Annotated in this window: 12 protein-coding genes; 7 read left to right on the forward strand and 5 right to left on the reverse strand. The window is 71.5% G+C overall.

The genetic code is table 11. From position 1 onward, the window contains the following. Window positions 1-41 precede the first annotated feature (41 nt). The 4 genes from GA0074704_RS15460 to GA0074704_RS15475 all read left to right on the forward strand — a co-directional run bounded on the left by GA0074704_RS15460 (window position 42) and on the right by GA0074704_RS15475 (window position 6,005). Window positions 42-1,133 (forward strand): ferredoxin reductase, encoded by a 1,092-nt coding sequence (locus GA0074704_RS15460; RefSeq protein ID WP_088971164.1) that lies wholly within the window; start codon window positions 42-44, stop codon window positions 1,131-1,133. Window positions 1,134-1,147: 14 nt separating this feature from the next. Further along, window positions 1,148-2,317, forward strand: coding sequence for a fatty acid desaturase family protein (locus tag GA0074704_RS15465; RefSeq protein WP_088971165.1), 1,170 nt, complete (start codon window positions 1,148-1,150; stop codon window positions 2,315-2,317). 300 nt (window positions 2,318-2,617) lie between these two features. After that, window positions 2,618-4,129, forward strand: a complete 1,512-nt coding sequence (locus tag GA0074704_RS15470; protein WP_088971166.1) for an ATP-binding protein — start codon at window positions 2,618-2,620, stop codon at window positions 4,127-4,129. Window positions 4,130-4,190: 61 nt separating this feature from the next. Beyond that, window positions 4,191-6,005, forward strand: a complete 1,815-nt coding sequence (locus GA0074704_RS15475) for an acyl-CoA dehydrogenase (protein ID WP_088971167.1) — start codon at window positions 4,191-4,193, stop codon at window positions 6,003-6,005. A gap of 4 nt (window positions 6,006-6,009) precedes the next feature. Here GA0074704_RS15475 and rph read toward each other — a convergent pair whose 3' ends face one another. Next, window positions 6,010-8,607 (reverse strand): rifamycin-inactivating phosphotransferase, encoded by a 2,598-nt coding sequence (gene rph / locus GA0074704_RS15480; RefSeq protein WP_088971168.1) that lies wholly within the window; start codon window positions 8,605-8,607, stop codon window positions 6,010-6,012. 477 nt (window positions 8,608-9,084) lie between these two features. On the opposite strand from rph, the gene GA0074704_RS15485 reads away from it, so the two are divergent. Continuing rightward, a complete protein-coding gene (locus GA0074704_RS15485; RefSeq protein ID WP_088971169.1) occupies window positions 9,085-9,417 on the forward strand; it encodes a YciI family protein in 333 nt (110 codons plus the stop codon). After that, on the forward strand, window positions 9,414-10,634 hold the full coding sequence (locus GA0074704_RS15490; RefSeq protein WP_088971170.1) for an RNA polymerase sigma factor: 1,221 nt from the start codon (window positions 9,414-9,416) through the stop codon (window positions 10,632-10,634). Before GA0074704_RS15485 ends, GA0074704_RS15490 begins: the two co-directional genes overlap by 4 nt. A 12-nt stretch (window positions 10,635-10,646) precedes the next feature. On the opposite strand, the gene GA0074704_RS15495 is transcribed toward GA0074704_RS15490, so the two are convergent. Beyond that, window positions 10,647-11,246, reverse strand: a complete 600-nt coding sequence (locus tag GA0074704_RS15495; protein WP_088971171.1) for a TetR/AcrR family transcriptional regulator — start codon at window positions 11,244-11,246, stop codon at window positions 10,647-10,649. A gap of 26 nt (window positions 11,247-11,272) precedes the next feature. Here GA0074704_RS15495 and GA0074704_RS15500 point away from each other — a divergent pair, with 26 nt between their 5' ends. Then, a complete protein-coding gene (locus tag GA0074704_RS15500; protein WP_088971172.1) occupies window positions 11,273-12,013 on the forward strand; it encodes an SDR family oxidoreductase in 741 nt (246 codons plus the stop codon). Between the two features lie 17 nt (window positions 12,014-12,030). On the opposite strand, the gene GA0074704_RS15505 is transcribed toward GA0074704_RS15500, so the two are convergent. From GA0074704_RS15505 to GA0074704_RS15515, 3 genes are all read right to left on the reverse strand, one after another. Beyond that, window positions 12,031-12,693 carry an MOSC domain-containing protein gene (locus tag GA0074704_RS15505; RefSeq protein ID WP_088971173.1) on the reverse strand — a complete coding sequence of 221 codons (663 nt, stop codon included), beginning with the start codon at window positions 12,691-12,693 and terminating at the stop codon, window positions 12,031-12,033. Between the two features lie 639 nt (window positions 12,694-13,332). After that, window positions 13,333-14,031 carry a COG1361 family protein gene (locus GA0074704_RS15510; RefSeq protein WP_088971174.1) on the reverse strand — a complete coding sequence of 233 codons (699 nt, stop codon included), beginning with the start codon at window positions 14,029-14,031 and terminating at the stop codon, window positions 13,333-13,335. A 34-nt stretch (window positions 14,032-14,065) separates the two neighbouring features. Next, the gene (locus GA0074704_RS15515; RefSeq protein WP_088971175.1) at window positions 14,066-14,704 is read right to left on the reverse strand and encodes a hypothetical protein; all 639 of its coding nucleotides are present in this window, start codon (window positions 14,702-14,704) and stop codon (window positions 14,066-14,068) included. Window positions 14,705-15,010 lie beyond the last annotated feature (306 nt).

Raw genomic sequence — 15,010 nt, forward strand, 5'->3', positions numbered from 1 at the left:
CGGTCAAGATGTTATGCGATTCGGCCGGTCACGCTGGTCGTATGACCACAACTGTCCCGCGTCCTCCCGAGAAGGTGACCCTCCGGGACAGGATGCTGCGCCTCGCCGAGATGGTGACCACCCCGCTGCTGCCGCAGGACTACCTCGACCTGGTGGCACCGCTGCGCTCCGGCGCCGACCTGCGCGGCCGGATCGTCGCCGTCGAGCCGGAGACCCCGGACGCGGCGACCCTGGTCATCCGCCCCGGCCGCGGCTGGCGCGGGCACACCCCCGGCCAGTACGTCCGGCTCGGCGTGGACGTCGACGGGGTCCGCCAGTGGCGGGCGTACTCGGTGACCTCGCCGACCGACCGGCCCGACGGCTGCATCACCGTGACCGTCAAGGCCATCCCGGACGGCAAGGTCAGCAACCACCTGGTCCGCCGGGTCCGGCCCGGCACGCTGATCCACCTCGACCAGGCGCAGGGCGACTTCGTGCTGCCCCCGGCCACGCCGGAGCGACTGCTCTTCGTCACCGCCGGCAGCGGCGTCACCCCGGTGATGGGGATGCTGCGCTCCGGGGCGCACCGCGGAGCGGACGTCGTGCTGGTGCACTCCGCGCCCCGGCCCGAGGACGTCATCTTCGGCGCGGAGCTGCGCGACCTCGCCGACCGGGGCGAGATCCGGCTCGTGGAGCGGCACACCGACGTCCACGGCCTGCTCGGCGTCGACGAGCTGGCCGAGCTGGTCCCCGACCACCTCGACCGGCAGACCTGGGCCTGCGGCCCGGTCGGGCTGCTCGACGCGCTGGGGGAGCGCTGGACCACCCGGGACGTCGCCGACCGGCTGCACGTCGAGCGGTTCCGCCGCTCGGTCGTCGCCGTCGGCGAGGGGGGCACGGTGACCTTCGCCCGTTCGACGGTGACCGTGACGGCCGACGGCGCCACCCCCATCCTCGAAGCCGGTGAGCAGGCCGGGGTCCTGATGCCGTCGGGCTGCCGGATGGGCATCTGCTTCGGCTGCGTGGTCCCGCTGCGCGAAGGCTCCGTGCGGGACCTGCGCAACGGGGACCTGACCACCGCCGAACCCGGCGACGGCGTCCTCATCCAGACCTGCGTGTCGGCGGCGGCCGGCCCCTGCGACATCGAACTCTGACGGAGGAACCGGACGTGACCGTGATCCAGAAGAAGGCCGACAACCCGATCGCGCACCTGACCGCCGAGGACATCGAGTCGCTCGGCAAGGAACTCGACGCCATCCGCGACGAGGTCATCGCGAGCCGGGGTGAGAGCGACGCGGCGTACATCCGCAAGGTGATCAAGACGCAGCGGACGCTGGAGATCAGCAGCCGCGCGGTGCTGCTCTTCTCGCTGTTCCCGCCGGCCTGGCTGGTCGGCACCGCCGGCCTGTCGGTGGCCAAGATCCTGGAGAACATGGAGATCGGCCACAACATCCTGCACGGCCAGTACGACTTCATGCGCGACCCGAAGATCCACTCCACCACCTGGGAGTGGGACCACGTCTCCCCGGCCGACCAGTGGAAGCACTCGCACAATCAGCTGCACCACACGTACACCAACGTGCTCGGCAAGGACAACGACCTCGGGTACGGCATCATGCGGGTCGACGAGGACCAGAAGTGGCACCCGATGCACCTCGGTCAGCCACTGTGGAACTTCCTCAACGCCTGCTTCTTCGAGTACGGCATCGCCGCGTACGACCTGGAGCTGGGCCGCAACCTCCAGAAGGGCCGGCACAGGTCGCCCGAGTTCCGGGCCCGCGCCCGCGCCGTCGGCCGCAAGATCCGCAAGCAGGTCCTCAAGGACTACGTCGTGCACCCGCTGCTCTCGGGTCCGTCGTTCCTGAGCACCCTCGCCGCCACCTTCACCGCGAACCTGATCCGCAACGTGTGGAGCCACTCGGTGATCATGTGCGGGCACTTCCCCAACGGTGTCGAGACCTTCGAGAAGAAGTCCATCGAGGGGGAGACCAAGGGGGAGTGGTACCTGCGGCAGATGCTCGGCTCGGCCAACATCAGCGGCAGCCGGCTGATGCACATCATGACCGGCAACCTCTCCTTCCAGATCGAGCACCACCTCTTCCCCGACCTGCCCAGCAAGCGTTACCAGGAGATCGCCCCCAAGGTCCGCGACCTGTTCGACCGGTACGGCCTGACGTACACCACCGGCCCGCTGCCCAAGCAGGTCGCCTCCGCCTGGTGGAAGGTCATCCGGCTCTCGCTGCCGAACCGGCGCGACGCCCGCCCGGCGCAGGACCGGCCGGTCGATGGCGGCCCGGCGCAGTCCCGGGTGCCGGCGCTGGCCGGGACCGGCGCCTGACCCGGACCCACGCCTGACCCGGACCCACGCCTGACCCGGGCCGGCATGGGCCCGTCGGCAGCCGAAAGGACATTCTCGAGCGTGATACCTGACAGGTATCACTATTCCTCTGAGGTATCACGCTCGTCGGAGGTTTCGCTCCCCGCGCCATCACCGTCGGTGACTGTCACCGTGTCGACCGCCGTCCGCCACCTGGCGCCGCTCCCGGTCGGGCTGTCCTTCCGGCTGGCGGTGGCAGGTGTCGGGGGCGGGTGTCAGACTTGCCCCGGGTCACCACCGTGACGCGAGGAGCTGGTTGGCATGACGCAGCAGGGACACGACCTTCGACCCGACGCCGAACGCTTCGAGCTGTTCGGCGCCGAGGTGACGATCCTGGATCCCGTCGCCCTGCTCGCCGAGGCGGGGTCGCACCCGGTGGAGCTCTTCGCCGGCTGCTTCTTCCCGGCGCCGGTGCGCGAGGTCCGGCTCACGGTCCGGGTCGACGAGACGGCCGGCTCCCCGGTCCACCGCTTCGACGCGGAGGTCCGCGCCGCCAACAGCCTCGCCGGCGGGCTGCTCGCCCTGGGCGCCGTCGGACCGGTCGGGGTGCTGCTCGCCCGCCGACTCGCCGCCGCCGACCCGGCGGCCGGGCGGGTGGTGGCCGGCGCCGGCCGGATGGCCGCCGAGGCCACCCGGCGGCTCGGCCTGGTCGTCCCGGCGGCCACCGCGGTCGCCGAGCGCGGGCCCGACCCGGCTGGCGCGGAGGTGCTGCGTACCGCGGAGGAGCTGGGCCTGCGACCGGAGGTCGACCAGCAGGAGGGCCCGAACGGCGCGCGTACCGCCACCGTCCGGGCGGCCGTCGCCAGCGACCAGGTCACCCCCGCCCACCTGCGGGCCGCCGTCGGGCTGGTCCTGCAGACGGTACGCGAGCTGGCCGGCGACGACCCGCAGCCGCGGGTGCTGCGCGGGCGGAGCTACGTGCTGGGCCGGGCGGTGGCGCCGACGGTGTCGGCGAACGCGCCGCGCAGCGAGACGGTGACCCTGGACATGGTGGGTGGCCTGGACGAGGTGGTCGCCCGGTTCCGGGAGATCGCGGTCTCGTTCCGCCACCCGGCGGTGATGGCTCGCTGGGGCGCCCGCCGGCCGCAGGGCATCCTGATGTACGGCCCGCCCGGCACCGGCAAGACCATGCTGGCCCGGGCGCTGGCCAACGAGATCGGCGCCGAGTTCGTCGAGATCCGCACCCCGGAGATCCTCGACAAGTATCTCGGCGGCTCGGAACGCAACATCAAGCAGATCTTCCGCGACGCCCGCCACTACCGGGAGCCGACGGTGATGCTCTTCGACGAGTTCGACAGCATCATCAGCTACGCCGGCGCCGGTGGGGACGCCGCGAGTCAGGCCGTCAACGCGGTCGCCGGGATCTTCAAGCAGGAGATGAACACCCTCATCGAGGAGAACCCGAACGTCATCGTGGTGGCCACCACCAACTTCCCGCACCGGGTGGACGCCTCGCTGACCCGCTCCGGACGCTTCGACATCAAGGTGGCCATCCCGCTGCCCGACGAGGGCGGCCGGGCGGCCATCATCGCCAAGATGATCCGCGAGCTGATCGTCCGGCACGAGCGCGCCGGGTTCCGGATGTTCGGCGACGACGTCGACCCGGCCGAGCTGGCCGCCCTCACCCCGGGCCTCACCGGCGCCGACATCCGGGAGATCCTGCGCCGGGTGCAGCTGGCCAAGGCGATGGCCGAGGCGACCGGCGGTGGACCGGTCGGCCCGATCAGCCAGCACGACCTGCGCGAGGGCGTCGCGGGCCTGCGCCAAGGTTGAGGCGTACGGTCGGGAGGCCGTCCCGTCCCCGCCGCCCGGGCGGGTGTTGGAGAGGAGACCCGTGTCGTCCACCCTGCTGTCCCGCCGTGACCTGCGCTTCCTGCTGCACGACTGGCTCGACGTCACCCGCCTCACCGAGCGGCCCCGCTATGCCGAGCACTCCCGGGAGACCTTCGACGACGCCCTGGACCTGGCCGAGCGGGTCGCCACCGCGCACTTCGCCCCGCACAACCGGGCCGCGGACCTCGCCGAGCCGACCTTCGACGGTCGCCGGGTGCACACCATCCCCGAGGTGCGGGCCGCCCTGGACGCCTTCGCCGACACCGGCCTGCTCGCCGCCGCGATGGACCAGCGGGTCGGCGGGATGCAGCTGCCGCAGGTGGTCTCCGCGGCCTGCTTCGCCTGGTTCCAGGCCGCCAACGTGGGCACCTCGGCGTACCCCTTCCTGACCCTGGGCAACGCCAACCTGCTGCTCGCCCACGGCAGCGACGAGCAGATCGACACCTGGGTGCGCCCGATGCTCGAGGGTCGGTTCTTCGGCACCATGTGCCTGTCCGAGCCGCAGGCCGGCAGCTCGCTGGCCGACGTCACCACCCGGGCCGAGCCGCGCGACGACGGGACGTACCGGCTCTTCGGCACCAAGATGTGGATCTCGGCGGGGGACCACGAGCTCTCCGAGAACATCGTCCACCTGGTGCTGGCGCGCATCCCCGGAGGTCCGCCCGGCGTCAAGGGGATCTCGCTGTTCATCGTGCCGAAGGTGCTGCTCGGCCCGGACGGCACGCCCGGCGCCCGCAACGACGTGGTGCTGGTCGGCCTCAACCACAAGATGGGCTACCGGGGCACCACCAACACGCTGCTGAACTTCGGCGAGGGCGTACACCGGCCGGCGGGTGAGCCCGGCGCGGTCGGCTACCTGGTCGGCGAGGCGCACCAGGGTCTGGCGCAGATGTTCCACATGATGAACGAGGCACGGATCGGAGTGGGTGCCGGCGCGACCGCGCTGGGCTACACCGGCTACCTGAAGTCCCTGGCGTACGCCCGCACGCGCCCGCAGGGCCGTCCGGTCGCCGACAAGGACCCGACCGCCCCGCAGGTGCCGATCATCGCCCACCCCGACGTACGCCGGATGCTGCTGGCGCAGAAGAGCTACGTCGAGGGGGCCCTGGCGCTGGTGCTCTACTGCGGACGGCTGCTCGACGAGGAACGATCGGCGCCCACTGAGGAGGACCGGCGCCGCGCGCACCTGCTGCTGGACCTGCTCACCCCGATCGCCAAGAGCTGGCCGTCGCAGTGGTGCCTGGCCGCCAACGACCTGGCCATCCAGGTGCACGGCGGGTACGGCTACACCCGCGACTACGACGTGGAGCAGCACTGGCGGGACAACCGGCTCAACCCGATCCATGAGGGCACCCACGGCATCCAGGCCCTCGACCTGCTCGGCCGCAAGGTCACCATGCAGGGCGGGGCCGGCCTGGAGCTGCTGCTGGAGACCGTCCGGGCCACGGTGAACCGGGCCTGGAAGGCGGACGGCCTCCCGGCTGAGCTGGCCGGGCAGCTCGGCGCGGCGGTCGACCGGATCGCCCTGGTCACCCGGCGGCTGTGGGGCGGCGGGGACCCGGAGGTCGCCCTGGCCAACGCCTCGGTCTACCTGGAGGCCGTCGGGCACGTGGTGGTCGCCTGGATGTGGCTGGAGCAGCTGCTCGCGGTGGAGGCGCTGGGCTCACCGGACGGCCCGGAGGGGGACTTCCTGGCCGGGAAGCGGCAGGCGGCGCGGTACTTCTTCCGCTACGAGCTGCCCCGGACCGGCCCGCAGTTCGACCTGCTGGAGAGCCTGGACCGGACCACCCTGGACGCCCGGGAGAGCTGGTTGTAGACCGTCAGCTCAGCAACTCCACGTAGCCGTCGGCGCCGTGCACCCGGATCCGCTGCCCGTCCCGGATCAGTCGGGTCGCGTCGGCCACCCCGACGACGGCGGGCAGGCCGTACTCCCGGGCGACCACCGCGCCGTGGGTCATCAGGCCACCCACCTCCGTCACCAGCCCGGCGACCGCGACGAACAGGGGTGACCAGCTCGGGTCGGTGTACGCGGTGACCAGGATGTCGCCGGGCTGGAGGTCGGCCGCGGCGATGTCCGGTACGACCCGGGCCCGGCCCTCCACCACTCCGGTGGAGACGGGCAGCCCGACCAGCGCGCCGGCCGGCACGTCGTCGCGCCGGTACGCCCCGTTGAGGCACTCCCCGTCGGAGGTGAGCACCCGGGGCGGGGTGAGCGCCTGGTACGACCGGAACTCCTCGCGGCGCCGGCTGATCAGCCCGCGATCCACCCGCCCGGTGCGTACGGCGTCGTGCAGCTCGGCGAAGGTGAGGAAGTAGCTGTCCTCCCCGCTGGCGAGCACGCCGTCCCGGACGAGGTGGGCGACCTCCGCCAGCAGGGCCTGCTTGTAGACCAGGTAGCGGCTGACGATGGCGTACTTCGGATACTCCCGGTAACCGATGAAGGTGCGGACCCGGTCGATCATCCGCTTGGTCTCGTCGGCCTTGCGCTGTCCGTCCGGCAGGGCCCGCAGCCGGGCCAGCACGTCCCGTTCCTTCTCCGCCGCAGCCCGTCGGCCCTGGTCGAAGCGCCGCTCCCGTTCGCCGGGCGGGAAGTTCCGGACGTCGTCCAACAGCAGGGGAAGCAGCGAGCCGGGGCGTTCGCTCCACCGCGGCCTGGTGATGTCGATCTCGCCGACGCAGCGCATGCCGTACCGGTCGAGCCAGCCGCGGATGGCGTCCCGGGCCCGCTCCCCGCCGGGCAGGGTGGGCAGCTCGTCCAGGAAGCCGTCGTCGGTGGCCTTCTCCAGGAAGGCCACCACCGCCGGATGGGGGCGGACGACGTCGGCGACGTCCAGCAGGGCCAGCCCCATCTCCGAGGTGATGTTGCCGGGCGCGGAGAGGGTGAGGGTGTCGGCGGCGTTCTTCTCGCCCAGCCACTCCCGCAGGTTCTCGTTGAGCCACCAGGAGGCGTCCATCCCCGCCATGAGCACCTGCATGCTCAGCGGATCGCGCAGCAGCCGCTTGTGCTCCTCGAAGGCGGCCAGCAGGAAGTCGAACCGCGCCGGCCCGGACGTCGCCGCGATGTCGCGGCGCAGGGCGGCGAGGGCCGTCTCGCTGCGGTCGACCAGCTCGGCGACGATCGCCGGATCGGCCTCGACCGGCGCGGGCGGACCGGCCGGCGGCGGTGGGGGCGTGGGCTGGTCGGTCAGCTCGGGCAGGAACTCGCCGCGGTCGACGACGGTCTCCAGCGCGTCCCGCACCAGCGGGTCGCCCCGGCCCACCAGTTCCAGCAGGCCGGCGCGGCGGGCCGGCGACGCCAGGGTCGCGGTGACGTCGACGAAGAGCCGTCCACCGGCGGCGTGCATCGGCGCGATCGCGGTCAGCTGCCACATCGACCAGCCCAGGGGCTTCATCGCGTCGGTCATCATCTGCTGGTGTCCCACGGAGACGTACACGTGGTTCGCCCCGTCGCCGGCCTCGGGGACCGGGAAGAGCGTGGTGACCGGCCGGCTCTGCACCACGTGGAACTCGTCGTCGACCAGGCACCACTCGATGTCCTGTGGGCGGCCGAAGTGGGCCTCGATCCGCCGGCCGAGCCGCACCAGCCGCAGCACCTGCTCGTCGGTCAGCGCCGGTTCCCGCTGCTGCCGCGGCTCGATCGCCGCCCGCGTGGTGCCGCCGCCGGTTCGGGGGCGCACGGCGAGCCGCTTGGCGGCGATCGAACGCTCGACGATCCGGCCGTCGCGTACCCGGTAGATGTCCGGGTCGACCAGGCCCGCGACCAGCGCCTCGCCGAGGCCGAAGCCGGCCTCCACCGAGGCGACCTTCCGGTCCGAGGTGACCGGGTCGGCGGTGAACAGGACGCCCGCCACCCGCGGGAAGAGCATCTTCTGCACGACCACGGCCATCCGCACCGCCCGGTGGTCGATGCCGTTGCGCTGCCGGTAGGCCACCGCGCGTTCGGTGAAGAGCGAGGCCCAGCAGCGACGGACGTCCCGCAGGACAGCCGCCGTCCCGACGACGTTGAGGTAGGTGTCCTGCTGGCCGGCGAAGGAGGCCGTGGGCAGGTCCTCCGCCGTCGCGCTGGACCGCACGGCGTACGCGTCGTGCTCGCCCAGCTCGCCCAGCGCCCGGGTGACCGCCGCCGCCAGGTCCTCGGGGAGGGCGCTCTCCTCGACGTCCCGCCGGATCTCCGCCGCGAGCGTGCGGGCCGCCCTCCGGTCGTCCGGGTCGAGGCGGGACAGCTGGTCGAGCCGCTCCTCGACCGACGGAACGCCGGCCAGCATCCGCCCGAAGGCGTGCGTCGTCACGCAGAAACCGGGCGGCACCGGGAGACCGTCGATCCGCGACAGCGCCCCCAGGTGCGCGCCCTTGCCGCCGACCAGCGTCAGCTGCGTCTCGTCGACCTCGTGCAGCCCGCACACGTACCGCTGGTTCATCCCCGTGCCTCCGATGCCGTCAGCGGTTCAACGACGCTGCGCCCGCGGTGGTCGGGCCCCCGCGTGCGTACGTCGTCCCCCCGTTCACCCCGCCCGTTTCCCGGTCCGGCGGACGATTCTGCGCCCGGACCCGGGTCTTGCGGCAAGACCCGGGGTGCGATATATGTTCAAGTGGGAGGAGTTGCCGCGCCCTCGTGGCGCGCGCCCCGGCCTGACCGGGCCGTCCTACCGCCTCTCGTCGACGGCGCGCACGGTGTGCCGGAAGCCCACCATCTCGTGCCCGACCACCTCCACGATCGCCGCCTGGGGATGAGCGAGAGCACCAGCAGCGGCACGGGAGCGACTGAATCCGTTGCCGGGGAGAAGAACCACCCGGAGAATCGCGACGGCGGGTGTCCGATCCGGGGGGAGGCGGTCGTAGCAGCGGTGAACGGCGGCCCGACCGGGCGGCCGACGGTGCACAGGAGATGATCGGTGATGGCGCAGTACCTGATGTCCGTGCTCCACGACTCGACCGACCTGGCCACCGCCGAGGAGATGGCGGCGATCGACGTCTTCAACGCGAGGCTCCGGGCCGACGGCCACTGGGTGTTCGCCGGTGGCCTGACCTCGCCCCACACGGCCACCGTCGTCGACGGCCGGCAGGGGGAACCGGTCTTCACCGACGGCCCCTACGTCGAGTCGAAGGAGCACGTCATCGGCTTCTGGATCGTCGACGCGCCCCACCTCGACGTGGCGCTGCGGCTCGCCGCCCAGGGGTCGAGGAGCTGCAACCGGCGGATCGAGCTGCGGCCGTTCCTCGGCGAATGACCGACGCCGGTGCGGTGATCACCCGGGTCCACCGCGAGGAGTGGGCCCGGCTGGTCGCCACCCTCGCCCGCCGCCTCGGGGACCTCGACGTCGCCGAGGAGATGGCCGCCGAGGCGTTCGCCTCGGCGGTGCGGCGCTGGCCGGTCGACGGCGTCCCGCCCAATCCCGGCGCGTGGCTCACCACCACCGCGTACCGCAGGGCCGTCGACCGGCTCCGGCGCGAGGCCCGGCGCGAGGAGAAGCACCGGGAGGCGTTGATGCTGTTCCACCCCGCCGAACCGCTCGGGGCCGTCGACGACGACCGGCTGCGCCTGATCTTCACCTGCTGCCATCCCGCCCTGTCCATGGAGGCCCGGGTCGCGCTGACCCTGCGGATGGTCGGCGGGCTCACGGTGGGGGAGATCGCCCGCGCGTTCCTGGTCGAGGAGGCCACCATGGGCCGCCGGATCACCCGGGCGAAGGCGAAGATCAGAGCCGCCCGGATCCCGTACGGTGTGCCGTTGCGGGAGGATCTGCCGGCCCGGGTCACCGGCGTGCTCGCCGTCCTCTACCTGATTTTCAACGAGGGCTACCTGGCCTCGGACCCCGGGCGGGGACCGATCCGCGCCGAGCTGACCGCCGAGGCGATCCGGCTGACCCGGCTGGTCCGGGCCCTGCTGCCGGCCGACGGCGAAACCGCCGGGCTGCTGGCGCTGATGCTGCTGACCGAGGCCCGCCGCGAGGCGCGGGTGTCGGCCGACGGCGAACTCGTCACGCTGGACGAGCAGGACCGCGGGCTCTGGGACCGCCGGCGGATCGCCGAGGGGCACGCGCTGGTCCGCGCGCTCGTCGCCGCCGGCCGGCCGCCCGGCCGCTACCAGATCCTCGCCGCCGTCAACGCCGTCCACACCGACGCCGCCGACGTCCGGCAGACCGACTGGTCGCAGGTGGTCGTCCTCTACGACCAGCTCACCCGCCTCGACCCCTCGCCGATCGTACGGCTGAACCGGGCGATCGCGGTCGCCGAACTCGACGGCCCGCAGGTCGCCCTGGCGCAGGTCGACGGGCTGCCGCTGGAGGGCTACCGCGCCTTCCACGCCACCCGCGCCGAACTGCTGCGCCGGCTGGGCCGCGTCGAGGAGTCCCGGGCGGCGTACGACCGGGCGGTCGGGTCGGCCGGGAACGCCGCCGAGACGGCGTACCTGGTCCGTCGCCGCGACCAGTTGGCTGGCCCGTGAAAGGCGTCGCGTTCAGCGGTTCGGTGCGCGCAGGCCGTCGACGAGGATCGACAGCAGACGCGGCCCCCGGGCGTCGAGCTCGGCGTCGTCCAGGCGGGTCAGCCAACTGATGAGAACGATCACGTCGCGGGCGTCGGCGTCGGCGCGGATGCTGCCGGCGGAGCGGCCGGCGGCCAGCAGCAGTTCGATCGACTCGCCGATCGGGCCGAGGCTGTGGGCGGCGAGGTCACGCCAGGTCGCCGCCTCGACGGCGGCGAAGACGTCGCGCTTGACCCTGGCGTAGGCGGCCACCCGGTCGAACCAGGCCGCCAACGCCTGCAGCGGCGGGCGGGCCGCCAGCAGTCGCGGTGCCTCGGCGACCAGCTCGTCGACCTCCTGGCGGTACACCTCGGCGAGCAGGTCCTCCCGGGTGGGAAAGTGCCGGTACAAGGTGCCCTGTCCGATTCCGCAGGCTTTCGCGACGGCGTTTAGCTTCAGCTCGCCCGGCTCGTGCACGAGTTCGCGGGCCGCGTGGAGGATCCGTTCGCGGTTGCGCCGCGCGTCGGCGCGTGGCGCGGTGCCGCTGGCGGAAGCGGACACGTGTCCGCTAGAGTGGTCGAAGTAACCGGACATGTGTCCAGTCTAGCTTGAGGAGCCTCATGACCATCCAGGGTAAGGTCGTCGCGATCACCGGCGCCAGCAGCGGGATCGGCGAAGCCACGGCTCGCCACCTCGCCGCACTCGGCGCGTCCGTCGTCCTCGGCGCTCGCCGCACGGACCGGCTCGACCGCCTGGTCGCCGAGCTCGAAGCCGCCGGCGGCAGGGCGGCCGCCACCCGGGTGGACGTCACGACACCCGCCGACCTCCAGTCGCTGGTCGACCTCGCCGTCGAGCGCTTCGGCCGGCTGGACGTCCTGGTCGGCAACGCCGGGATCAGCAGGATCAGCCCCGTCGCGGACCTGGACGTCGAGGGCTGGTCGGCGATGGTCGACGTGAACGTCAAGGGCATCCTGCACGGGATCGCCGCCGCCCTGCCCGTGTTCACCCGCCAGGGCAGTGGCCATCTCGTCACGGTCGTCTCGACGTCCGGCCTGAAGATCGTCCCCACCCAGGCGGTGTACGCCGGGACGAAGAACGCCGTCCGCACCCTGCTGGAAGGCCTACGGCAGGAGAGTACGACCGGGGTCCTGCGGACGACGTCGATCTCCCCCGGCTACGTCCGCACCGAACTGATCGACAACGCCGTGGACGACCCCGCCGTGCGGGAGCGGACCAGGCAGAACATGGCCGACCTCGGGATCGACCCCAGGGCAGTGGCCCACGCGATCGCCTTCGTGATCGACCAGCCCCACGACGTCGAGATCGGCGACCTGACCATCCGACCGACCCGGCAGGGCTGACGGCCCCCGCCCCTCGGTCAGCGCCGGCCGGGAAGCCGTTCGGCCAGAGCGTCCCGCAGGCCGTCGGGCAGCCCGTCGACCGCGAGCAGCTCCGGCAACAGCTCCGGCTCGGTCAGGTAGGCCCGGAACGCCCGCGCGACGGTCACCCCGTGCGCCGGACGATCCTCCACGGTCACCGGATCACCGGCCCGCACCTCGCCCGGCTCCAACACCCGCAGGTACGCGCCGGGCCGGCCCGCTGAGGCGAAGGTCTTCACCCAGCGGGGCTCACCCATCTTGTGCTGGAACGTCGCGCACGGGATGCGGCCGAAGGTGGGCTGGAGCACCAACCGGGGACCGACGCGCCACCGCTCGCCGATCACCGCGCCGTTGACGTCCACCCCCTCGGTGGTCAGGTTCTCCCCGAAGAGCCCGTCGGGGAGCGGGCGACCCAGCCGCGCCTGCCACCAGTCGTAGTCCTCCCGCGCGTACGCGTAGACCGCCTGGTCGTCACCGCCGTGGTGCTCGACGTCGAAGATCTGGTCACCGACCAGGCCGCTGTGCAGCCCGATGGTCTTCGGCCCGGGCGCCCGCACCTGGACGGGGTGGTCGACCGGCCGCTTGTTGATGCCGGTCACCCCGACGCCCTTGGCCGGGTTGGGCTCCGGCACCGCCAGGTTGACCGAGAGGATCGTCGACACGGCCGGAAGCCTAGCGGTGCGCGCTCCCGAACGCCGACCGGTTTCCTGAACCGGTGTCGCAGGTTGAATCCTGCCGGGGGCACCACTACTAGCAGGGCAGGCGCCAGGAATCCATCGATTCTGGCAAGATCCTGGGTCCGTTCCTGGTCCGTCAGCTTCAGCTCGGCATGCTGTCGCCGGAGGCTCGGGCGCGCTCTGGCTCGACGCGGGCGGAAAGATCGAGCGGCTTTCGGAGCAGATGGGCCACGCCAGCTATGAGACCACGCAGAAGTTCTACGCCCACCTGATCCTGCCGGATGAGTATGCGCCGCACATCTTCGCGGCTCGACCTGCGGTGCCCAAGCCCCAGCCGAGCAACGTACGACCTCTGCGGCCGACCGGTACGCAGTAGCCCCAACAGAAGGAGAAAGAGATGACCCACCGACCCGCACCGAGGTCAACCTCAACGTCGCGCTGGTCAGCGCGAAGTGGGTGACCACCTACGGCCCTGGCCGGGCAGTGAAGGAGCTGGTGCTGACGTTCGCCGGCGCGGGCGATCCGACCAAGAGGTTTGAGGCCATGCTCTCGGCGGACCGCCCCGGGCCTACACCGGCTGACGCTCGCACCCCCAACCCGAGGCGGTTGGGGGTGCAGCACATGTCACTCCGTACCGGGAGCGGACTCCAGCGAGTCTGACGAGCTTCCCGCCTGAGGTGGGACCGCCGTAGCGGGTAGGTGGCCAGCTATCTTCTTCTGCTGCTGCAATGCGATCTTGTCGAGCGCCTTGCGCGCCTTCTCCAGTTCATTCGCGATCTTCTTCGGAGCTGGGGCAGCCGAATCGCTGCGCCGGACATCGTTGAGGTTGATGACGTAGCTCAGCTCCTCGACCGGGCCGAACGGACCGTCAGCGTTGATGGTGACGGTGTACTGCCGAGGGGCATCCGGTGAGTTCAAAAGCTGGAAGCTGATGTCAAAGAACCACTTGACAGTCCGGCCGGGCGGGAGGGTGGCGATTTGGCCATCAAGCACCTCCTCCATCTCCTCTGTGAACTCGGGCATGGCGACCGAGGAGAGCGGCGGATCGAACCGCACCCGGACGTTCTTGGCGACGGTCGCGCCGGTGTTCTGAACGACCAGCATGACCTTCACTGGCTCTTGCTCGTCCGAGCGGAGGTCGGCGAAGACATACGGTTGGGCCTGGTCCTTGCGGACCTGCTCGGCGAGCGTGAGCTGTTGTTGGGCGTAGCGGGACTGCTCAGTTGCGGCGACTGCCTGTGAACCGGCGAAGAGTGCCGCCACGATGGCGGTCAATGCGCTCACCACCGCGACCAGCAGCGTGATCGCTTCCGATGTGTCCATGCGGCCCTCCCCGTGAAGCTTCGCAGATGTGGATCTAGGGCCAAGGAATGGTGAGGATGCCGGCAGCGGCAGCGGTACCGGCCGCCTTGACCAAGCTGTCGCGGACGGACGTGCCGAACATCTGGAGGATTGGCCACCGAGGAGTCGGGCTCTCCAGCTCACGGCTCATGACCGCTAGATCCGCCTCCGTCTGAGCTCTGGTGCCCGAGTCCAAGTTGTCATTTCCCAGGATCTTCCGCGCGGCCGTGATGAACGCCTCGGCGTTGTCGCGCTGGTTGACCTCGATGTGCCCGGTCTGCGTCGCGCCTGGGCTGCCCTGCTGGATCTGCGAGCCGATCACCGAGCCGTGGATGTTGGTGATGTTTACCAGCGGCACGAAGTGCTCCGTCCGCTCGGTCGGCTCGGAGAGCAGCTGCTCCATCTCCCGGATGCCCTCGTGGGTTAGCTGCACCGACGGCAACTCGCCCATGCTCCAGTGGGCCTGGACCAGATACTCGCCCTCCAGGAATCTGATCACGTCCTCTATGTCGCTCTCGCTGGGCCTCTCGCCCGCCCATCCGTGCGGCACTCGGAACTCCGACGCCTCGCCTAGTTGCAACTGACTGCCGCCCGTGGTCGCGAACAGCCAGTTCATGAAGGCCGTTCGTAGCTTCCGCTTGGTGTTGATGTCCACAGCTCTCCTAGGGTATCTGGCCTTGCCGTGGTGAACCCCGCCCACGGAATGCCAAGTACCGATCATATGTACGACTGCAACGACTGCCGGATACCGACACGTGCCGCCGCGCGGGGCTGTATGGTGGCGGGCGGGTATAGCTCTGCACCCCGTCCCACCCGGAGGAGTCCCGGATGTCCGAGGATGGCCAGAACCCGCAGCCGGCACCACCCCCGCCTGCACCGCCAAAGCCTGAGGCGGTGCCACCGCAGCCGGACCCGGAGATCTGGATGACTACCGAACTCGTCCGCAACACCCGGCCGCCAA

It is taken from the genome of Micromonospora siamensis (assembly GCF_900090305.1).
In the GTDB taxonomy this organism is placed as follows: domain Bacteria; phylum Actinomycetota; class Actinomycetes; order Mycobacteriales; family Micromonosporaceae; genus Micromonospora; species Micromonospora siamensis.